We start from the raw sequence: 21,124 nt of genomic DNA, 5'->3' as shown, positions 1-21,124 counted from the left end.
AACCCGTTGGAGACGGCGAGTCGGTCGGAGTCGGCGTAGGAGTCGGCGAACCCGTTGGAGACGGCGAGTCGGTCGGAGTCGGCGTAGGAGTCGGCGAACCCGTTGGAGACGGCGAGTCGGTCGGAGTCGGCGTAGGAGTCGGCGTGGGAGTAGGAGTCGGCTCCTCCGCCGTCACCAGTCCCATGTCGAGGTCCAGGTTCCGTGTGCCGCCCGTCAGCTTGACGTTCTGGGTGACACCCGTCTGCGGGTCCGCCTCGGAGTCCAGGGCGCGGTCCGTCCCGGCCCCGCGGATGGTGACCTTGGTGCCCTTGGGGATCGTCGCCAGGTAGAAGTGGACGGCGTACTCGCCGTTCGGCAGTCGGTCGAACAGGTAGTGCCCGGTGGCGTCCGTCACGGTCTCGACGGGCTTGCCCTCCTTGTCCCGGACGACCCGTCCGGACGCGTCGAGCAGTTCGACGCGCACGCCCGGCACCCCGGGTTCGCCGGGCTGCTGGATGCCGTCCTTGTTGAGGTCGTTCCAGACGAAGTCGCCGAGCGCGTTGTCCGGCGCGGTGGGCCACTTCACGCCGACGCCGACCTTGGCGGGCTCGGCGGGCAGCAGCGGGTGGCCGGTGGCGTCGGTGGCGGTGTAGGCGAAGCTGTTCCAGGCGAAGTCGGACTCACCGGCGTCGATCGAGGCGACCGTCGGCCAGGTCAGCGTGAACAGCCCGCCCGACGGCAGGGTGCCCGGTCGGCTGACCCGGAACCAGGTGGCGGCCCCTGGCCCGGGGAAGTCCGTGCTCCACGTCGCGTTCTTGTCGCAGGGCCCGGGCGAGGCCAGCTCGCCGGGCAGGCACGGTTTGGCCGCGGTGGTGTACTCGATCTTCACGGTCGGGTCGCTGGAGACCAGCGGCTTCACCAACGAGGGCCGCCAGGCGGAACCACGCGCGATGTCCGGCCGCAGCACGTACGCGTCGCCGCGCACCGGCATCCTGTCGTACGCGACGAACTCGGTGACGGGGTCGGGCGAGTCGTTGCGCACGGTCATCCGGTAGGAGACGTCACCGCCCGGGGTGGCCGAACCGATGCTGACGTACTCCTTGTCGAGGTCGCCCTTGACCTCCTTGAAGGAGCGCAGCACGGCCGGGACCTGCACCTCGACCTTGGAGGAGGCGTGGCACATGGTCTCGGTAATGTCGCCGTTGCCGTTGAGGTCCCGGTCGTCCTTCACGCCGCTGTCGGAGCCGTAGTAGAAGCAGGAGACCGGGTCGCCCTTGCCCTCGGCCGTCACGTAGACGTCGTTGGTGAGCGTGCCGGGCCGGGCGCTTCCGGCCACCTGGACGTCGATCAGGGTGCGGTAGGACAGGTCGTCGTGCAGGTACGTCATGTCGGGGCTGCCGACCGGCCAGGTCAGCTTGAGCAGCTGGCGGCCGTCCGGGCCGGGCAGCACCTGGACGGACTGCGGGGCGGGGGCGTGCGGCGGGCTCGGGTCGGGGCGGGCGCTGCCGTCGACGTAGACCATGCCGGGCGGCAGCAGGTCGTAGAGGACCAGCGGGCGGTCGAGCGTGCGGCCGGTGCGGTTGAACGGGGTGACCTGGAAGGTCGCGACCGCGCCGGGCGCGAGGACGGCTCCGGAGGTGGTGGTCTTTTTGGCGCCCAGGTTGGTGGTGGCCTTGACGGTCGTGTCGGCGCAGGCGGAGGCCGAGGCCTGGCCCCGGGCGTCGGTGCCGAGCACGTTGACGCAGTTGTGCAGCGGCGCCGGGGCCGGGCGGCCGTCGTGGCCGGTGGCGAGAACCTGGGTGCTCAGCAGGACGGCGTTGCCCGGGCTCCAGCCGGTGGGGATCGGACCGGTCCAGATGAAGCGCAGCCCGTCGAGCCGGCGGCCCTTCGGGATGCCGAGGACGTCATTGGCCGGGTCGCCCCTGCCCTCGGCGAAGGTGATCCGCCGCGGGGTGGAGCCGTTGAGCGGCTTGCCCGGGGTGAAGGTGTACCAGGACTGGTCGTCGAGCCGGTAATCCAGGCGCAGGTTGATCCAGGTCGGGTTCCACGGCTCCAGCTGGATGGCCTGCGGGGCGAGCCAGTTGTAGAGGCCGGGGGTGGTGCCGTCGCCGGGCTCGGTCATCATCAGGCTGGTGGCGGGGCCGGCGGTGTTGCCGGCGTGGAGGGCGATCGTGGCCACGTCGCCGGAGGCGGTGCTCTGCTGCCACAGCTTGGAGGCGGCGACCTTGATGCCGGTGGTGGGCGGCTGGAAGACGGGGCTCTCGGTGGTGGCGGTGGAGAGGTCGCGCATCGGGTCGGGGCCGAGCGGGTCGCCCTGGAGGACGACGCTGTTGGGTGACTTGGTGCCGTTGGGGAACGAGGCCTGCGGGTAGTCGACGACGAGGACGCCGGGGTTGCGGCAGCCGGCCTGGTGGTTGCCGGCACGGAAGGCGCCGATGTCGTAGACCCAGGTGGTGGAGCCGGGCGGGTTCTGGGCCCAGCCGGGCGAGCGGCCGGTGTCGACGACGGCGCCGGGTGGCAGGGTGTCGACCAGCCTGGCGGCGTCCAGGTCGACGTTGGGCACGCCGTCCTTGGAACAGGCGCTGAACTGGTACGTCACCTTGCGGCCGTCCTGACTGCTGGTCTGCACGCCCTTGGTGACGGTGTAGTCGGGCTGGACGACGGCGGTGGTGTCGGCGGTGCCGGTCTGCGGTTTCTCGCCGTCGGCCGTCAGGACGGCCTTGTTGGTGCTCTTCGTCCCGTTGGCCGTGGTGAAGTTGGGGTAGTTCAGGACGACTTTGGCGGTGGCGGTGGTGCCGGGAGTGAGGTCGAGCAGCTTGACGGTGAGGGTCTTGCCGACGCTGCCGACGGCCGGCACGGTCGAGCCCGCGACGTCGACGGTCGAGGGGTCGGGGGTCCAGCCGACGAACTCCATCCCGTCCGGGAGGGTGTCGGTGATCAGCCCTCCGGCACAGTCGGTGACCGAACAGGTGTAGCGCAGGCTGTAGGTGACGCGCTCGCCGGGCGCCGGATTCGCCTTGTCCACCGTCTTGGTGAAGCTGACGGCGGCTTGGGCTGACGGCGCGGCGAGGGTGCCCGTCAGCAGGGTGCCGCCGAGCAGGCTCAGGGCGACCGCCATGCGTGGCAGGCGTGAGGGTAGGTGAAGCTTCCACATGCCCGAATTTAATCGTTTTCTTATACTTTTCCGCCAATCGGGGGTAATAGTCAGCCAACTGCCACCCGCCCGAGCCGTACGGTCGACCCCGGCAGCAGCCTTCGTGGATGACATGTGATCACGTCATGTGCAAGCCGGGGAGCAAGGTGTCGAACCCACGCACGGTGTCGAGTGGCATGGGTTTGATGCTCCCCATTCCGCGCTCGGGGCCGGATCGACCGCACGAAGCCGAGCTGGTGCTGATCACGATGGCGGATGCCCGGGGAAGCTCCTGATCCTTCGAGCCGCCGGCCATGCCCCCCGGTTACCTTCTTTGCGGCCCCCAAAACGGGGCTCCTGACCTCGGGCCCGGCATGACTGTTCGCCTGTTCCGGGGTGAGCGATGTCACCGGGAGGCCGACGGTACGACCTCGTGAGGGATCAGCATGATCGACACCGGCGATGTGGACATCTTCCTCGACCTGGACGTCGGCAAGGGCGAGCACCACGGCACCGCCGCACCCCGGACCGGCAAGCGGGCCATCGATAAGCGACTGCCGAACAGCGAACCCACGATGCGACCGTGCTGGACAAGCTCACCGCCAAGCACGGCACCGTCCCGGTCGTGGTCAACCAGCCCGCCTCATCGGCACCCCGCCCCTCGCCGTCGCCCGCCTGCTGCCGCGCCGCCTGCACGCCCCGCTCGCCGAACTCGACATCCACTGAGCGCGGCGACTGCTGCGGCGGTACCCCCCAGCACACCCGGGCAAGCCACAGCGATCCACCGGATCAGAAGCACGAGGATTCGGCGAGGCGCCGTCATCAGCGATGTCCTGATCGCCGCAATGACCCCCTCTGGACGGACGCGCCTGCAATCACGTCCCCACTGGACGGTTTGCACGTCTGGACCCACGCCCGGACGGGCATTCCGCCATCACCCTGCCGACGGGCCCGGCCGAGACTCCCCCACGAGTTCAACCGGGCCTCCGGCCGGCGACCGGGCCCGGACGCGACTCCCCCCACGGAGCGGCAACCGGGCCCGCATGGCGTTCAACCAGCGACACGCAGAGTACATGCCACATCCACCCAGCGCTACCTCACGGGGAAGTCCGAGCCCGCTGCCGCGACGGGCCCGACCGCCCGCCACAGGCGCCGCAGCCGAAGCGAACTCCCCCACCAGCCCCGGCCCCAGCGGCCTCGCCGGTCCGGTGTCGATGCCGGTGTGGATACGCGCGCCGATGCCCATCGTGACGACCAGACCGGTGGAGTAGTCGGAGGTCTCGGCCGGGATCTGCCCGTCGTCGAGGATTCCGAAGAAGTGGTCGACGACGCGGACGTCGGTCCATTCACTTGACACGGTGCCACCTTCCCCATCCGGCGTTGATGTACTGACCACGGTGATCGTCATGCATTCGCGGCGGGTCGCGGGCCGGTGGCTCGCCGAGCACATGCGTGCCGGCCTGGTTGTCGACGCGGCCAAGCTCACCGACGTCCTCCATGCTCCCGCTGTCCGGGGGCAGGCTCATCGAGCGGACGAGCCGCCCGTCCTCCCACACTCCGAAGGCCAGCCAGGCGGCAGTGCCGTGCATGTGGTGGAGCACCATCCGCCGGCCGCGGCCCGCCGCGACCAGCTCGTCCGGGAGCCGGGATGGGAGGTCGATCATGACCCGGTGATCGCAGATCAGCTCCACCCCGGGCCAAATCCCCGCATAGGCAAGGCCCTTCGGGGGGGTAGACCCCGTCCTACAGGTCGGACTCGGCGGCCGCGTCGACTGCCCAGCCCGGGTACAGGCACCGCCTCATCTTCACCGTCCGCTCCCGGTCCGGTGCGCCGACCTGCTCCAGCAGACCCCGGCACCGCCGCGTCGGCGTACACAAGCAGACCGGTCCTGGCCCCCACGGCTTCCCCTCACGGCGAAAGCCCACGGCGTGATCGCAAGCCACTCGTCGGCACCGGCACAGGACCCGCAACCGAGCTTCCCGAAATGGCGACACCCGGCGGTGCGTCAGAATGTTGTACGGACCGACGATGTGCCGGCGCAGCCAGAGGCAGGGCTCCATGACCCGCTACAGCATCGACCCCGAACGACACGAGCTGATCGCAGCCTGGGGAACCGGCGAAGGCGATCTCGCCACCCGTATCGCCGCCCTCCCGGCCGGCACGGACACGGACGCACTGATGCGCCTGGCCCGCGCCCTCACCCACCTGTCCGAGGCCGCGTGGCGCACCTACACCCACCCGGCCAGCGCCGCCGCCTCCCCGGCCCCCAGCTCCGAGGGCTGGCGCCGCGCGGAGGAGCGCAAGGCGTTCGACGAGGTCCCCGGCGCTATCACGCGGCCCAACCTCTCCCAGGACGGCATGCTCGACGTCGAATACAGTCCCCTGGTCGAATCCGCGCACCGCGCCGGCCGCGCCCTGCACGCCCTCGGCAACGCGGACCTCACCGACGCCGTCCTCACCGAAGTCGGCACCGAGCTCGCGGCGGTGGAGAACGCCGAACTCGGCGACCTCACCGGCCGCGCCCGCCAGGCCGTCCTCCTCAGCCGCGAGGGCGCCTCCCCCGTCCAGGTCGCCGCCGCCGACCATCTCCTCGAACAGGACCCCTTGGGCCCCGCAGCACTGTTCACCGAGATCGACCCCACCGCCGCCGTCGCCGCAGCCCACTGGCTCGCAGCCGCAGCCGCAGCCGCAGCCGCAGCCGAGGTCGCCGCCGTAGCCTCCGGGCACTCCCCCTGCGCCGTGCTCTTCGAAGCCGACAACATCGAAGCCCTCCCCCACGAGACCCCCACCCTCGTCCTCGGTCTCCTCGAAGACGGCGCCTCCCCCTACGACGCCGTCACCGGCCTCGTGCGCCACGCCCTCCACATCACCGACGGCCTCCGCCCCGACCCCGCCGGGCTGCGCGAACAACTCGAAGACATCGACGACGACCTCGCCAAGCACACCGGCCCGGACACCGACCCCGAGGACACCGGCCTGCGCCTGACTCCGCTCGACCCCAAACGACCCGCTCCCGACCTCCTCGAAGACCTCCTCGCCGGCATCCACGGCTGCCGGCTCCTCCACGAGGAATACGACGAACTCGACGACGAAGACACCTTCGGCGAAGACGAGGACCGGGACGACGACGAGCACACCGGACAGCCCGGCATCGACCGCAGCCGATTCGCCCACCTCGTCCGCGAAGCCGCAGCCGCCAACCGCGACCGGCTCGTCTGACCGTCCGGCCCGGCCGCACGAGGAGCCGGTCCGGCCCGCCCGTAACCTCCACAAGGGCACATCCGGACACGGGCCAGCCGATGGGATGCTCCCCGACGTCGGCACGCCCACCCTCCTCGACCTGGAGCCGGCAGCGACCCGTCCGAACCGATTTTCAGTAACACTGCGTAACCAAATCGAGGCCATGGAACACCCGGCCTGCAGGCCGAACAGGCCCCCAGAGGGCCGGATTCCATTATCACTTACATGAGCTTCCGTCAATAGAAAGTGAGCCGCCCCTTCTCACGCGGTCGCCGCTTCAGACCCCTCTCCGGGGCCCGCTTCGGGGCCCGCTTCGGGGCCCGCTTCGGGGCCCGCTTCGGGGCCCGCTTCGGGGCCCGCTTCGGGGCTCATGGTTACGCACCGTAGTAATTTCCGGGTACTCGCACCGTCCCGTCCGAGGTAGCGCGACGGTCCTCCCGTGTTTTGGCACGCCCAGGTGCGGGTCCTCACCACAAGCCGCAGGTCAGGGGCCTGATCCGGCATTGGTGATCGCATGGTGGTCGCAGACGACCATCCGGGCGGTCGTGCCGGTAGCCTCCGCGAGTCGATCAAGAACCGATGACCGCTGGAGGAACAAGAAGTGCGCAAGTCAGGACGGCCGGGCCGGGTCTACCGCCGTTGCGGATGCCGGGACGCCGACCGGCGCCAGCTCGGGGCGTCATGCCCGCGCCTGGCCGAGGAAGGGCACGGCACGTGGACGTTCGCCGTCGACATCCCCTCACCCACGGGCCGCAGGCGCACCGTACGCCGCGGCGGCTTCGAGGACGACTTCGCCGCCGAGACCGCGCTGCGGCGCTTCCTCGAAGGCCGGCGGCTGGGGTTCGACGCCGACCCGCACGAGACGGTGGCCGCCTACCTCACCAAGTGGCTCAAGGGCATGGAGTTCCTGCTCAAGCCCACCACCTACGCCCGCTACCGCACCTACGTGCTCTGCGAGTTGATACCCGTCTTCGGCAAGCTGCGCCTCGAAGAACTCGCCCACGACCACATCGCCGCCTACACACACGAGCAGCTCGAAGCAGGCCGCGGACGCCAGGCCGTCTACCACTGCCTCGCAACCCTCTCCAGCGCCCTGGGCACAGCCGTCCGCACCCACCGCCTGCCCTTCAACGCCGCCCAGCCCCTGCCCATGCGCCGACCCCGCCCCGACGAACGCGTCCCCTGGACCGCGGAACAGGCCGTCGCCTTCCTGAGTCACTGCCGCAACGTCGACCCCGCCTTCGCCGACCTCTTCGAGGTCATCACCGGCACCGGCCTGCGCAAGGGCGAGGCACTCGGCCTCCAGCGCCCGTGCGTGCGGCTCGACGACCGCGTCATGTACATCCGCCACACCTTGTCCGCGGTCGACAACCACGAACTCGTCCTGACCGCGCCGAAGACCAGGAAGAGTCGCAACTGGGTGCCCCTGTCGGAGCGCGTCGCCGCCGCCCTCCAGCGTGCGATGGACCGCAGCACCGCCACCGTCAACGGCCACGTCTTCCAGGGCCCCGACGGCCAGCCCCTCCACCCGGCCGCGGTCCGCCGACGCTTCCACGAGCTGCGCGAACAGGCCGCGCTGCCCCACGTCACCATCCACGACCTGCGCCACCTCGCCGCCACCCTCGCCCTGGAGGGCAACGTCTCCATGGCCGTCATCTCCAAGACCCTGCGGCACTCCACGCTGTCGACCACCGCGAACATCTACAGCCACCTGACCTGGGACGTCGCCAGGGCCGCCGTGAACACCATCGAGGCCAGGCTCCACCTCGTCGAAGCCCGCACCGGGCACGACCCGGACGCTCCCGTCCACGACGTCGGCTTGCCGAACCCGCTGTTCAGTCACGCGGCCTGACGGCCGCACCGCTGAAGCCGGCTCGGCGCTCCCAGCCGCTCCGGCCACCAGGACCGACAAGCAGCCGGGATTCCCGGCTCACAGCTGACACCCGATAAACGTGCGGACCGTCGAAGCAGATGACGCCGCAGGTTCTGTCGGCATGCCCATTTCCCGCGAATCCGGGCCCGTTTCGGCGCCGAAGAGGCAACTAGTCCGCGATCGACGGCACGCGGATTCCCGGATGAATGAACAAATGCCCCGTCACGGCCAGGTCGGAGGGGCTCAGCCTGCGGAAACACGCTCAGCAAGGCGATGTGAACGAGCGTTCACGACCACCTTGCGACCACCAAAGGAAAAGGCCGCTCCTATCATCTCGATAAGAACGGCCTCCGACCTGCAGAAATGCCGGTCGGGACGACAGGATTTGAACCTGCGACCCCTTGACCCCCAGTCAAGTGCGCTACCAAGCTGCGCCACGTCCCGTGGTCTCGGTGCCCGGTAGCGGGGCCTGGGGGGCTCTGCTGTGGGCTTCTCGACCTTGTCTCCGGTTGTCCCGGCGACGTGGAAAACAATACAGCACGTGGAGGGGTGCTCGCTGCCGGGTTGGGGGTGGGCGGGTCAGGGGCGGGTCGGGGTGGGTCAGGGGGTGGGGTGGCGGGCGTCGTAGGTGAGGAAGGCGGGGCGGCGGGCGGCGAGGAGGACGACGGCGGCGACGCAGGCGAGGCCGCCGGTGATCACGGAGGTGGCGGGGTTGGTGAGGGCGGCGACGGCGCCGGACTCGAAGTCGCCGAGGCGGGGGCCGCCGGCGACGACGACGATGAAGATGCCCTGGAGGCGGCCGCGCATCTCGTCGGGGGCGGCGACCTGCATCATCGTGTTGCGGAAGATCATGCTGACGGTGTCGGCGCAGCCGGCGACCGCGAGCAGGAGGAGGCCGAGCCAGAGGTTGTGGAGGGCGCCGAAGGCCGCGATGGCGAGGCCCCAGGCGGCGACGGCGACGAGGACGGCGGCGCCCTGGCGGTGGATGCGGCCGACCCAGCCGGAGAAGAGGGCGCCGGTGAGGGCACCGACGGCGGGGGCGGCGACCAGGAGGCCGACGGTGCGGGCGTCGCCGCCGTAGAAGGTGACCGCGATGGCGGGGAAGAGGGCGCGCGGCATGCCGAAGATCATCGCGGCCAGGTCGGCGAGGAAGCTGGTGCGCAGGTTGGGCTGCTCGCGCAGGAAGCGGAGGCCGTCGAGGACGGAGGCGCGGCCCTTGCGGTCGCCGAGCGGGCGCATGGCGGGCAGGCGCCACATCGCGTAGAGGGTGCCGGCGAAGGCGACGGTGTCGACCAGGTAGGCGGCCTGGGTTCCGTAGGCGCCGATGAGGACGCCGCCGATCATGGGTCCGACGGTGAGGCCGAGGTTCATGCTGACGGTGTTCAGCGCGTTCGCCGCGGGGAGCTGGTGGCTGGGGACCAGCCGGGGGATCATCGCGGAGCGGGCGGGCGAGCTGAGGGCGAAGAAGCCGGCCTGGGCGGCGACGGCGGCGTAGAGGACGGCGACCTGGCCGAGGCCCGCCAGTGCCTGCACTGCGAGGACGGCGGAGACGGCGGCGAGCCCGGCCGAACCGATCAGGCCGAGCTTGCGCCGGTCGACGGTGTCGGCGATCGCGCCGCCGTAGAGGCCGAAGGCGACGAGCGGGAAGAAGGAGAAGAGGCCGACCAGGCCGGTCGCGAAGGCGGAGCCGGTCTCGTCGTAGACCTGGACGGAGACGGCGACGGCCGTCATCTGCTGGCCTATGGAGGAGACCGCCTGCCCGAACCAGACCCGGCGGTAGTCGGGGTGGTCGCGCAGTGGGCTGAGGTCGGCGAAGGCCCGTCGGTACCAGGGGAGGGCCTCGGTTCCGGCCGGCGGAGAGGAGGCGTCGGAGGGTGGCTCCTCCGCCGGAACACCGGCGGTGGCCGGGGCGGCCTCGAACGCCGCGGCAGGGGTGGGCGCCGGGGCAGAGGCAGGCGTCGGGGCGGGATCGGACGCCGGGGCGGGATTGGCAGGATGATTGGTCGACACAACCCTCCATGGTCCGCCCCGGCCTCCCCGCTCCCCGCACCGGGGCCGGGCAGCGGCCCGTCCTACCTGGTCAGGACCTGCTTCTCCCCTGCCTCCACCGCGAAGTCGAGCCGGTTGCCCGGCGGCGGGAACGGGCAGATGAAGTGGTCCGCGAAGGCGCACGGCGGCAGGTAGGCCCGGTTGAGGTCGAGGACGGTGCGGCCGTCCGCGTCCGGGGCGGGGAGGGTGATGAAGCGGAACCGGTAGGTGTCGATGCCGCTGGTCGCGTCCGCGATGACGCCGGTGAGGCGGTCGCCGGAGCGGCTGACGGTCAGCTCGCGGTGCTCGCCGGCGACGGTGAAGGCGATCTGTCCGGTGACGGCGAGCGGGCGCTCCTTGCCGTCCGCGTTGGGGACGAGCACGGACTGGGCGCCGTCCTGCTCGAACGGGGTGAAGACGGCGGGGACGGCCCACTCCGGCGAGTACGGGTAGGCGGAGATGCCCGCGAAGGCCGTCCGGCGCGGCGCGGCCGGGTCGAAGACCCGCAGGGCGAGCTCGCCCTCGCGCTCGATCGGGACGAGCAGGACGTCGCCGAGGGTGGCGGTGTCGGCGGCCGGATCGGTGTCGGGGCGGAGCAGCGCCTCGCCGTCGACCGGGCCGTCGGCGCCGCCGACGGTGATGCCGTCCGCGGCCGCCGCCCGGACCCGGACGCCCTCGGCGTCGGCCCACCAGCGCCCGGGCAAGCCGACGATCTCGGCGGGTTCGGGCTCCAACCAGTGCGTGCCGGTGAGTGCGAGCTGGCCGTGTGGCGCGCTCACCGACGCCGCCCGGCCGTCACTCCAGTGCTTCCAGTCCTCCGCGGCCGTCGCCGTCATCGGTACACCCTCCCACTGCGGTCCTCGGACGGCCCGCCGTTCGGGCCGTCCAACTCGGTCACCCACCACAACGCCGCGCACCCGGACGGATCATTCCCGCCTGCCGGAACCGCCACAGGGCGGCCACCGGACGGCAACACGGCGTCACGACGGCAACACCCCGGACACGACGCCCGCCAGGACGACGGCCGGCCCGCTCGGCCGACGCCCGGCACCCGGCACCCGGCACCCGGCACCCGGCCGCCGACGCACCCACGCGCCCGCCCCGTCAGCTGCCGGCGCCCAGCGGCCGGAACAGCCCCTCCTGCACCACCGACACCACCAGCCGCCCGCTCCGGTCGAAGATCTGCCCGCGCGCGAGGCCGCGCGCGCCGTGGGCGATCGGGGACTCCTGCTGGTACAGCAGCCAGTCGTCCGTACGGAACGGGCGGTGGAACCACATCGCGTGGTCCAGCGAGGCCATGTCGAAATGCCGGGTGCCCCAGAGCGGCTCGACGGGGGCGCGGACGGCGTCGAGCAGCGTCATGTCGCTGGCGTAGGTGAGGGCACAGACGTGGATCAGCGGGTCGTCCGGCAGCGGGCCGTCCGTCCGCAGCCAGACGCCGCTGCGCGCCTCGACCCCGGCCAGCTCCTCCTTCGTCCAGCGCAGCCGGTCAACGTAGCGGATGTCGAAGGGCTGGCGGCGGCTGATGAACGGGGGGAGTTCGCCGAGTCGGGAGCCGACCTCCTCCAGAGCGCTGGGCAGGTCCTCGGGCGCGGGGACGTCCGGTATGGGGTGCTGGTGCTCGATGCCGCCCTCTTCGGGGCGGTGGAAGTCGGCGGTGAGGGCGAAGATCGACCGACCGCCCTGGATGGCGAGCACCCGGCGCGTGGTGAAGGAGCGGCCGTCGCGGATCCGGTCGACCTGGTAGACGATCGGCACGCCGGGCACCCCGGGGCGCAGGAAGTAGGCGTGCAGCGAGTGGACCGGACGGTCGCCGTCCACCGTGCGCCCGGCCGCGACCAGCGCCTGCCCGGCGACCTGGCCGCCGAACGTCCGCTGCAGCGCCTCCTCGGGGCTGCGCCCGCGGAAGATGTTCAGTTCGATCTGCTCCAGGTCGAGCAGGTCGACAAGGTCATCGACGGGGGTACCCATGCGTGCGCTTCCTCTCCAGGCCCACGGCCCCGGCGGAGGTCTTCCGCCCGGCTCCGGTGCCCGTCCTGATCGAATTCTCCAACCCACTCGAATTCTCCGGCGACCGGGGTCATTCCCGCCCACCGGGCCGAAGGAGCCGATTCACTCGAACGAGTAAGCGAGCGGCGAGCAAGCAGTAGGGGGAGAGCGGACGAGCGGCCGCCAGGCGGACGGACGAACGAACGCCCACCCGGACTCAGGCCTCCCCCGCCGCCAGCCCCGACTGCCGCACGGTGATGTTGAGTCGGCCGACCAGACCCAGCGCCGGATCCGCCGTGCCGGGCAGCGTGCGCACCACGCCGTGGTAAGCGAACCGGGCCGGGCCGCCGAACACCAGCAGGTCCCCGCTGCGCAGCTCCAGGTCGGTCCACGGGCGGGTCCGGGTCTCGGTGTTCCCGAGCCGGAACACGCAGGCGTCGCCGAGTGAGAGCGAGACCACGGGCGCGTCGGTCCGCTCGTCGCGGTCCTGGTGGAGGCCCATCTTCGCGCCGTGCGGGTAGTGGTTGACGATCGCGATGTCGGGTTCGTACGACGCGGCGCCGGCGATCTGCCGGGCGTCCGTCCCGTAGGCGTCGGCGACGGCCCGGCGGGCGAGGCGGTCGAGTTCGGGCGGGAACGGCTTGACGGGCGTGCCGTCCTCCGCGTCCCTCCGATAACCGTACGGATACCAGTGCCATCCGAGGCTGACCATCCGTACGGACATCATTCTGCCGGTGGGCATCCGCACGGCGTGCAGGCCGGCCGGTGGGCGGGCCCACTCCCGGCAGGCGGCGACCAGGCGCAGCTGGGCATCGGCGTCCAGCCAGCCGGGGAGGAGGACGGCACCGGGGGCGGGCTCGGCGCGCCCGCGCGCGGCAGCGGACCCCGACCGGCCGGCCGGGACGGCACCGGGCAGGTCACCGAACAGTTCGCCCTGGATCACCCCACCATCCTCCCGCACCGCCACGGCCGAAGCCCGGCCGGCCTCAGAATCCCTGTCGGCCTCACAAACCCGGCCAGCCTCAGAAACCCGGCCGGTCTCGGGAGCCCGGACCGCCACCGGGGGGCGGGCTGCCGCCGGGGGCCGGCGATCCGCCGATCAGCCCCAGCTCCCGCGCGCAGTCCGGCCACGCCTCCCAGCCCTGCCGTCGGAGGATCTCCTCGCCGACCGTCGTCTGCTCCCGGCGGCTCGCGTGGTCCGGCCGGTCGGCGAAGCGCAAGCCTCCGGCGACCTCCCAGGTGGGCGGCCAGATCTGCAGGCCGCCGTAGTAGCCGTTGCCGGTGTCGGCCTGCCAGTCGCCGCCGCTCTCGCACTCGGCGAGGCCGTCCCACACGACGTCCGCGACCCGGACCGCCGCACCGGCCCGCTCCCAGGGGATCGCCGCCGACCCCGCCAGCAGCACCACGGCGACGCCCAGCCGAAGCACGACCCGGCACATACGCTCGTCACACGGAGGCAGCACAGCAGCCGACCCTAGGCTGGTCGCCGCACGACCCTCCCCAACGACACTCCGAACGCGCCGAACGCGCCAGAAACACCAGAGACGCCAGAAGCACCGGAAACGCCAACGGCCGCTCCCCCGCACAGCGGAGAAGCGGCCGTGGTGTCAGCACAGCGCCGGGGCCGGGAGGCCCGCTGAACCGAGCTCAGGCCGGGGACGTCGGACACCCGACATCAGGCGGCAGACCCCGGAGAGCCGGTGTCAAACGCTCAGCTACTCAAACACTCAGAGGCTCAGAGGCTCAGAGGCTCAACTGATCAGACGCTCAGGGTCTGGCCCGGGAGGATCAGGTCGGGGTTGCCACCGATGACCTTGGCGTTGTTCTTGTACAGGTCGTGCCAGTCCAGGCCCTGCGCGGCGGCGATCGAGCTCAGGGTGTCACCGGACTTGACGGTGTAGCTGTCGCCCTTGGCCGGCTTGGCGTCGTTCGAGCCGGTCCAGCCCTTGGCGCCCTTGGCGGCGTCGTTCTTCGGCGCGGCCTTCGGCGCGACGTCAGCCTTCGGCGCAGCGGCGGCCTTCGGGGCGGCGGCCTTCGGCGCGACATCGGCCTTCGGGGCAGCGGCGGCCTTCGGGGCCTGGGTCTGCGCCGGCTTGGCGGCCGGGGCAGCCGGCTTGGCGGCGGTCGAACCGGCCGAGGTGTCGACGGCCGCCGGGGCGCCGCCCTTGGTCAGGCCGGCCTTGACGGAGCACACGGGCCAGGCGCCCGGGCCCTGCGAGGCGAGGACCTTCTCGGCGACGGCGATCTGCTGCGCCTTGGTGGCCTGGTTGGCCTGCGAGGCGTAGGCGGTGCCGCCGAAGGCGGCCCAGGTGCTGGAGGTGAACTGCAGTCCGCCGTAGAAACCGTTGCCGGTGTTGATGGCCCAGTTGCCGCCGCTCTCGCACTGGGCGACGGAGTCCCAGGTGGAGACGGAGGCGGCGGAGGCCGAGGTGGCCGTGACGAGGCCGGCCACCGGCAGGGCCGCGACAGCGGCGCCCGCCACGACAGCCATCCGGACGCGGTTGCGCTTGGTGGCCGTGGAGGTGGTGGCAGCGGCGGTCTCGTGACGGAAGGTCATGGGGTTCCTCTCGAAAGCCCCGGGCGGGCATGCGGAACCAGGCCCTGGAGAGGGCCGCGTTCACTTGCCGCGTCCATCGGGCGACCGTGCACGTGTCGGACGTGCCGCTTGCCGCCCCGGCCACCCAGCCGCTCACCGGCGACCTGTTCGAGCGATCGCGTCGGCGGGCACCTGCCGCATCCGGCGGGAAGCCGGAGGGGCGGTGCGTCGGGGGTGAACCCGGGTGGCGCTCGTTGCGCCGCCAATGAAGCTACGAGCCGGTCGGCGGGGAAACCAAAACTCCACCGGTCTGCCCAGCTCAGCCAAGGGTTACCGGCGGTAATGACCGCACAATCTTGCCCGAAATGCCCGTTTTAGCCGTCGATTCGTAGATCAAACATCACGGCGGCGTGACTCACCTCACGGTTTCATTCCGGCAGGCCTGCCACCGACATCGACACATTGCGACCACGAGAACACGCGGCGCGGTCGGATCAGAGGCAATTCCCGTCAGCCTCGTCGACCACCCGTGACGCCTGACACAAGGGCCCGTTGGTCATGGCGACCTCCCCGTACCCGCCCCCCGACCGCCAACCGCACCCACCAAGAGGAGAACCCGTGCCGCGCATGCTCGACGTCAGCGACGAGGTCCGGTCCGAGATCGGCGACGACGAGGCGGACCGCCTCCTCGGCGGCGACCGCGCACCCGACAGCTACGAATGCACCTCCTGCCGCACCTCCGGCGACACCCACGCGGAGCCCACCAGCACCGTCCTGTTCGTCGGCGAGGAGACCGCCGTACTCGCCTTCGCCCACGCCCGCTGCATCCCGTCCCAGGTGGTGCCGGTGGCCGAGGAGCAACTGGTCGGCGCCGTCCGCAGCATCAGCCAGGCCCAGACCGGCGCCCCGGCCGCGCCCGCGCACCCGCTGGTGCCCATTCCCGCGCCGACCCCGGCGACCGCCCCCACCCCCCAGCCCAGCGCGCCGGGCCAGGCCGCCATCCTCGGCATCACCTGCGGGCTGGTGCTGCACGGCAAGGTCGGGCACGCCTCGCTGGTCGTCGAGCCGACCGGCCCGGTCGGACGCCCCGGCAGCACCTCGGGCGAGGACGAGTTCCTCGACCTGCTCCAGGACGCCGGCTTCCAGGCCATCACCGACCTCGACGAGACCCCGGACCAACTGGGCGGCTGGTCGGTCCTGGTGGCGATGGGCAAGCTGCACGCGATCCTGCAGCCCGCTGCCGCCGGCGGCAGCACCGGCTGGTGGCAGGCGCACCAGCCGCTCCAGGTCACCGACGCCTGGCGGATGGCCGCGAGCCAGCTCTCCGAGGTCACCATGTACGCCGTCCCGGCCGGGATGGTGGGCCGTCAGCCGCGCGAGGACCTGCTCCGCCAGGCGCTGGAACGGGCGGTGGCACTGGGCCAGGTGGTCGCCGCCTCCCTCCCCCTCGCCGGCACCTGAGCCCCTCGGCACCCAGCCCCAGCAGCGCGCGCCCGACCCAGCCGCGCCCCCGCCCCAGCAGCACCCAGCCCCAGCCCCAGCCGCGCCCCAACCCGCCGGCACCCGGGCTCCACGCCCGGGCTCCGCACCCGCCGGAAGGCGGCCTCCCCCTCGGCACAAGCCGCCTTCCGGCCGGGCCCCGGCAACCCCGCATCCCTGTGCCCCCTCACTCGTTGGCCCCTGTGTGTACAGCTACGACGTCTCCGCGTCCCCCGGCCGGTCCACCACCGCCCCCCGCTCGATCCCCGGCATGCGCCCGTCGTACGACGCGGAGCACCCGCACTCGACGACGCCGATCTACGACGAGCTGTACTCCGAGTACCGGCGGCTGTTCCGCGCGCTCCCGGGCGACCGCTCGGGCGAGGAGGACCTGAAGTTCACCGGCTTCGCGGTCCGCGACGGTTACCCGGTGCTCGGCGAACCGCGCCCGTACCCGCCCCAGCACCAGGCCTTCCACAGCTACGGGGGACAGGCGCCCGGCCTGCCGCAGTACATGCCGAGCCAGCAGCACGGCCACTCCGCAGGGCACGCCGCCAACCACGGCGTCACCGGGCACTCCGGCCACGGCGCCACGAGCCACACCCACCACAACGCCACCGGCCACACCCATCACGGCGCGATGGGCCACACCGGCCACAGCGCCCCTCAGCCGCACCCGCACGCCGAGCCCGCCGCCCCGACCAGCGACGGCTTCGGCCAGGCCGCCCCGGCGGCCACCGCCCCTCAGCACACCCCGCCCCCGCCGCCCCAGTTCACCAACGGCCAGGGCTGGGTGGCCGCCGGCTACCTCGGCCCGATCCCGCACGCGATGCCCGCGCCGCCCCCGGCCCCCGCCCCGGCCATGGGCACCGCCACCGGCGTCGCCACCGCCGCACCCACCGGCGGCCGCCACCGCCAGATGCTCTCCCTCCCCCCGGGCCGCAACGGCGACCACCACTGAACCGCCCGCCTGCGCACCACCCCCACGGCGCCCGCACAGCGCCCGCACGACCCCGTACACGCGACGAGGGCCCCGCCACCACCGTGACGGGGCCCTCGCCCACACCTGCTGCCGGCACCCACCGACTACTGCCGGTGGATCACGACGTCCTACTTCCTCTTGCGCTTCTCCCGGACCCGCACCGAGATCGAGATCGGCGTCCCGACGAAGCCGAACTCCTCACGCAGCCGGCGCTCGATGAAGCGCCGGTAGCCGGCCTCCAGGAAGCCCGAGGCGAACAGCACGAACCGCGGCGGACGGATGCCCGCCTGGGTGCCGAACAGGACGCGCGGCTGCTTGCCACCGCGGATCGGGTGCGGGTGGGCGGCCACCAGCTCGCCGAGGAAGGCGTTCAGCCGCGCGGTCGGGATGCGGGTCTCCCAGCCCTCCAGCGCGGTCTCGATCGCCGGGACGAGCTTCTCCATGTGCCGGCCGGTCTTGGCCGAGACGTTGACCCGGGGGGCCCACTGCACCTGGACGAGGTCGCGCTCGATCTCGCGCTCCAGGTAGAAGCGGCGCTCCTCGTCCATCTGGTCCCACTTGTTGTAGGCGATGACGACGGCGCGCCCGGCCTCGACGGCCATCGAGATGATCCGGGTGTCCTGCTCGGCGAGGGTCTCGCTGGCGTCGACCAGGACGACCGCGACCTCGGCCTTCTCCAGCGCGGCGGAGGTCCGCAGCGAGGCGTAGAAGTCGGCGCCGGCGGTCAGGTGGACGCGACGGCGGATGCCGGCGGTGTCGACGAACTTCCAGGTCTTGCCGGCGAGTTCGATCATCTCGTCGACCGGGTCACGGGTGGTGCCGGCCAGCTCGTTGACGACCACCCGCTCCTCGCCGGCGACCTTGTTCAGCAGGCTGGACTTGCCCACGTTCGGGCGGCCGATCAGCGCGATGCGGCGCGGGCCTCCGGGGGCGGCGTCGCCGAAGGTCTGCGGCGGGGCCTCGGGCAGCGCGTCCATGACGGCGTCGAGCAGGTCGCCCGAGCCTCGGCCGTGCAGCGCGGAGACGGGGTACGGCTCGCCCAGGCCCAGCGACCACAGGTAGGCGGCCTCGGCCTCGGTGGACGGGCCGTCGACCTTGTTGGCGCACAGCACGGTCGGCTTGCCGGCCCGGCGGATGAGCTTGATCAGGGCTTCGTCGGTGTCGGTGGCGCCGACGGTGGCGTCGACCACGAACAGCACCGCGTCGGCCTGCTCGATGCCGAGCTCGGCCTGCGCGGCCACCATCGCGTCGATGCCGAGGACGTCGATCTCCCAGCCGCCGGTGTCGACGACCTTGAAGCGGCGGCCGTTCCAGCTGGCCTCGTAGGTGACCCGGTCGCGGGTGACGCCCGGCTTGTCCTCGACGACGGCCTCACGGCGGCCGATGATGCGGTTCACCAGGGTCGACTTGCCGACGTTCGGGCGGCCGACAACGGCCAGTACCGGCAGCGGTACGTGCTCGGCGCCGTCGAAGCCGTCCACGCCGTCGACGTCGAAGCCTTCCTCGGCGGCGATGGCCATGAACTCGGCGTAGTCGGCGGCGTCCAGTCCACCGTGGCCGGTGTCGGAGTGCTCTGCGGTCATGTTCGTCTGTTCCGTTTCCCGGCGCGGCCCTTCCCAGGGGCGCGCCGTGCGTACCTGCCCCGCTCGGGGCAGCGCGATGGTTTTCTCCGCGGCACCTCGGCGGCACCGCAGCTCATTCGGCCGTTCCGGCCATTCCGGTTGTTCAGGCCGTTCCTGCCGTTCAGACCATTGTGGCCGTCCAGACCGGTCCGTCCTTCAGACCGGTCCGTCCCTTCAGGCCTGTCCGTCCTCTCAGACCGACGACATCCCGGCCCGCTCCTCCACCAGCGCGGCGATCCGGTCGATCACCTGCTCCAGGGTGAGCTCGCTGGTGTCCACCAGGACGGCGTCCGCGGCCTGGGCCAGCGGGGCCGTCTTCCGGGAGGAGTCCGCGGCGTCCCGGCGGGCGAGGTCGGCGGCCATCGCGGTGATGGTCGCCTCGTCGACGCCCTTGGCGCGCAGCTCGGCCGCCCGGCGCTCGGCCCGGGCCTGCTCGGAGGCGGTCAGGAACACCTTGACGGTGGCGTTCGGGAACACCACCGTCCCCATGTCCCGGCCCTCGGCGACGATGCCGCGCTCGGCGACCTCGGCGCAGCCGCGCTGCAGCTCCACCAGCCGGGAGCGCACCGCCGACACCGCGGAGACGGCGCTGACCTGCGCCGTCACCTCGGGGCCGCGGATCGGTCCGGAGACGTCCTGGCCGTCCACCGTGATGGTGGGACCGTCCGCGTCCGTGCCCGACACGATCACCGGCTTGCCGCACGCGACGGCCACCGCCTCCGGGTCGGCCACGGCGACGTCGTTGGCCAGCATCCACCAGGTCATCGCCCGGTACATGGCTCCGGTGTCCAGGAAGCTCAGGCCCAGCTGGGCCGCCACCGCCCGCGAGACGGTCGACTTGCCCGAACCGGAGGGTCCGTCGATCGCGACGACGACCGGGGCGTGCGCTCGGTCGGCAGTGTCCACGGGGCCGAACCTCTCTCTGGGCGTGAAAGCCGGGGCCTGGGGAGGCAGACGGCAGGGGGTTGTCTCCCTCAAGGTTAATGGACCGCCGCCCTACCCACTCCGCCACCCGATCAGCCCAGTGCCAGCCCCCTGCCGGCCCCCCTTGGCTCCGGTGACAGCCCCGGTATCAGCGCCGATATCGGCCCCGGTATCAGCCCTGGTCGGGGCCCAGGATCCGCAGGACGGCGTTGCCCAGCCGGGGCCGCAGGTACTCCCCGTCCCACTCGATGCCGAGGATGCCGGCGGTGAAGGCCATCGGGATCTCGCGGCCGAGGTGGTCCCAGACGAACGGCACCTTGGAGACGTGCGAGGGGAAGTCGTTCACCGCGAAGGAGTCCCGGTGGTACGGGTTGGCGTCCGCCTCCCGCCAGCCGAAGGACTGGCGCAGCCGGGGCCCGTCGGGGGTCTGGGTGTGCGCGAGGAAGGCGGTGAGCCAGCCGGTCACCCGTGGGCCGCCGGACATCGACCGCCACTTGAAGAGCGAGCGCCAGAACTCGTCGTCGACCGTCCCGCCCGCCGCGGTCGCCGCGATCTCGTCGAGCACCGGGCGCAGTTCGGCGAACCACGGCGCCAGCCAGTCGAAGCGCTCCGCCAGCCCGGCGACCCGCGCCACCAGCAGCGCCCAGTCCCCGGCCGTGCCCTCCAGCCGGATCCGCGGGATGCCGCAGCGGGTCTCCCAGCGGAAGGCGTAGTAGGGGCTGACCACGTCCATCAGCGCCACCAGCGCGGAGGAGGCGTCGTCGGGCGTGGTCGTCGAGAACGCCGGCTGGAACAGCTCCACCAGCTCGGCCCCGACCGCCGCCGCCAGCGGCTCCCGCACCAGCCGGATCGACCGCGACCAGTCCGGGCCGGGCGCCGCCAGGGCGTCGTCGCGGACCACGATCACTTCCCGGCGCCCCTCGGCACCGCCGAACAGCGCCCGGTACCTCGGCGCGTACATCCGCGCGTGCACGGCCACCTCGTGCACCACCGCGTACCAGAGCACGTCCGGCGACAGGCTGAGCGGCAGGTGCTCCGCGAAGGCGGCGTGGACCGCCCGCACCAGCAGGCTGCAGGTCGGCTCCGGCTCGGTGGACTCCGGGTCCGGCGGCGTCGGCCGGGGCAGTTCGACCAGCGCTTCGACGCTGCGGTGGTGGATCCGGAAGTCCCCACCCACCACCGCCCGCAGGAACCGTTCGTTCCCCAGGTCCACCGGCCGGCCGTAGGACCCGTGCCGGGTCTCGCCCAGCGGCAACTCGATGATCATCCCTGCTCCCCCTCAACCGAACCGCTCGACCGAACCGCTCAACCGAAGTCCCAGAAGCCGACCGGCCCCCG

The 21,124-nt window shown here is 72.2% G+C and carries 15 protein-coding genes, 1 tRNA gene and 1 pseudogene; 5 read left to right on the top strand and 12 right to left on the bottom strand.

All coding sequences use genetic code 11. The features are described 5' to 3' along the window. Positions 1-3,097 (bottom strand): SdrD B-like domain-containing protein (locus tag AB0O82_RS29825; RefSeq protein WP_363587014.1); only part of this gene is annotated, 3,097 nt, incomplete at its 3' end. 461 nt (positions 3,098-3,558) lie between these two features. Here AB0O82_RS29825 and AB0O82_RS29820 point away from each other — a divergent pair. Beyond that, positions 3,559-3,787 (top strand): annotated as a pseudogene (locus tag AB0O82_RS29820) (transposase); the annotation flags it as partial. 671 nt (positions 3,788-4,458) lie between these two features. On the opposite strand, the gene AB0O82_RS29815 reads toward AB0O82_RS29820, so the two are convergent. Then, entirely contained in the window at positions 4,459-4,803 is a 345-nt protein-coding gene (locus tag AB0O82_RS29815; protein WP_363587013.1) for a hypothetical protein, read from the bottom strand. A 368-nt stretch (positions 4,804-5,171) separates the two neighbouring features. Here AB0O82_RS29815 and AB0O82_RS29810 point away from each other — a divergent pair, with 368 nt between their 5' ends. Then, on the top strand, positions 5,172-6,332 hold the full coding sequence (locus AB0O82_RS29810) for a hypothetical protein (RefSeq protein WP_363587012.1): 1,161 nt from the start codon (positions 5,172-5,174) through the stop codon (positions 6,330-6,332). A gap of 622 nt (positions 6,333-6,954) precedes the next feature. Then, on the top strand, positions 6,955-8,205 hold the full coding sequence (locus AB0O82_RS29805; RefSeq protein WP_363587011.1) for a tyrosine-type recombinase/integrase: 1,251 nt from the start codon (positions 6,955-6,957) through the stop codon (positions 8,203-8,205). 391 nt (positions 8,206-8,596) lie between these two features. Here the strand turns inward: AB0O82_RS29805 and AB0O82_RS29800 are convergent. The 7 genes from AB0O82_RS29800 to AB0O82_RS29770 all read right to left on the bottom strand — a co-directional run bounded on the left by AB0O82_RS29800 (position 8,597) and on the right by AB0O82_RS29770 (position 14,800). Then, positions 8,597-8,670, bottom strand: a tRNA-Pro gene (locus AB0O82_RS29800). A 156-nt stretch (positions 8,671-8,826) separates the two neighbouring features. Beyond that, positions 8,827-10,023, bottom strand: coding sequence for an MFS transporter (locus tag AB0O82_RS29795; protein ID WP_363587033.1), 1,197 nt, complete (start codon positions 10,021-10,023; stop codon positions 8,827-8,829). A 275-nt stretch (positions 10,024-10,298) separates the two neighbouring features. After that, the gene (locus AB0O82_RS29790; RefSeq protein ID WP_363587010.1) at positions 10,299-11,090 is read right to left on the bottom strand and encodes a DUF1684 domain-containing protein; all 792 of its coding nucleotides are present in this window, start codon (positions 11,088-11,090) and stop codon (positions 10,299-10,301) included. Between the two features lie 268 nt (positions 11,091-11,358). After that, positions 11,359-12,225 (bottom strand): acyl-CoA thioesterase II, encoded by an 867-nt coding sequence (locus tag AB0O82_RS29785; RefSeq protein ID WP_363587009.1) that lies wholly within the window; start codon positions 12,223-12,225, stop codon positions 11,359-11,361. 235 nt (positions 12,226-12,460) lie between these two features. Then, on the bottom strand, positions 12,461-13,159 hold the full coding sequence (locus AB0O82_RS29780; RefSeq protein ID WP_363587032.1) for an alpha-ketoglutarate-dependent dioxygenase AlkB: 699 nt from the start codon (positions 13,157-13,159) through the stop codon (positions 12,461-12,463). A 106-nt stretch (positions 13,160-13,265) separates the two neighbouring features. Continuing rightward, a complete protein-coding gene (locus tag AB0O82_RS29775; protein WP_363587008.1) occupies positions 13,266-13,670 on the bottom strand; it encodes a transglycosylase family protein in 405 nt (134 codons plus the stop codon). A 332-nt stretch (positions 13,671-14,002) separates the two neighbouring features. After that, complete coding sequence (locus tag AB0O82_RS29770) at positions 14,003-14,800, bottom strand: transglycosylase family protein (protein ID WP_363587007.1); 798 nt, start codon at positions 14,798-14,800, stop codon at positions 14,003-14,005. A 606-nt stretch (positions 14,801-15,406) separates the two neighbouring features. Here AB0O82_RS29770 and AB0O82_RS29765 point away from each other — a divergent pair. Continuing rightward, complete coding sequence (locus tag AB0O82_RS29765; protein WP_363587031.1) at positions 15,407-16,240, top strand: hypothetical protein; 834 nt, start codon at positions 15,407-15,409, stop codon at positions 16,238-16,240. A 223-nt stretch (positions 16,241-16,463) separates the two neighbouring features. Further along, a complete protein-coding gene (locus tag AB0O82_RS29760) occupies positions 16,464-17,219 on the top strand; it encodes a hypothetical protein (RefSeq protein ID WP_363587006.1) in 756 nt (251 codons plus the stop codon). 149 nt (positions 17,220-17,368) lie between these two features. Here the strand turns inward: AB0O82_RS29760 and der are convergent, their stop codons facing one another. The 3 genes from der to AB0O82_RS29745 all read right to left on the bottom strand — a co-directional run bounded on the left by der (position 17,369) and on the right by AB0O82_RS29745 (position 21,053). Next, positions 17,369-18,823 carry a ribosome biogenesis GTPase Der gene (gene der / locus AB0O82_RS29755; protein ID WP_363587005.1) on the bottom strand — a complete coding sequence of 485 codons (1,455 nt, stop codon included), beginning with the start codon at positions 18,821-18,823 and terminating at the stop codon, positions 17,369-17,371. A gap of 231 nt (positions 18,824-19,054) precedes the next feature. After that, complete coding sequence (gene cmk, locus AB0O82_RS29750) at positions 19,055-19,768, bottom strand: (d)CMP kinase (RefSeq protein ID WP_363587004.1); 714 nt, start codon at positions 19,766-19,768, stop codon at positions 19,055-19,057. 190 nt (positions 19,769-19,958) lie between these two features. After that, positions 19,959-21,053 carry a DUF4419 domain-containing protein gene (locus tag AB0O82_RS29745; RefSeq protein WP_363587003.1) on the bottom strand — a complete coding sequence of 365 codons (1,095 nt, stop codon included), beginning with the start codon at positions 21,051-21,053 and terminating at the stop codon, positions 19,959-19,961. Between the last annotated feature and the right edge of the window lie 71 nt (positions 21,054-21,124).

Source organism: Kitasatospora sp. NPDC088264, from assembly GCF_040685715.1.
Taxonomy (GTDB): domain Bacteria; phylum Actinomycetota; class Actinomycetes; order Streptomycetales; family Streptomycetaceae; genus Kitasatospora.
The sequence above is the reverse complement of the archived record's forward strand: the minus strand, read 5'-3'. Positions and strand labels throughout refer to the sequence as shown.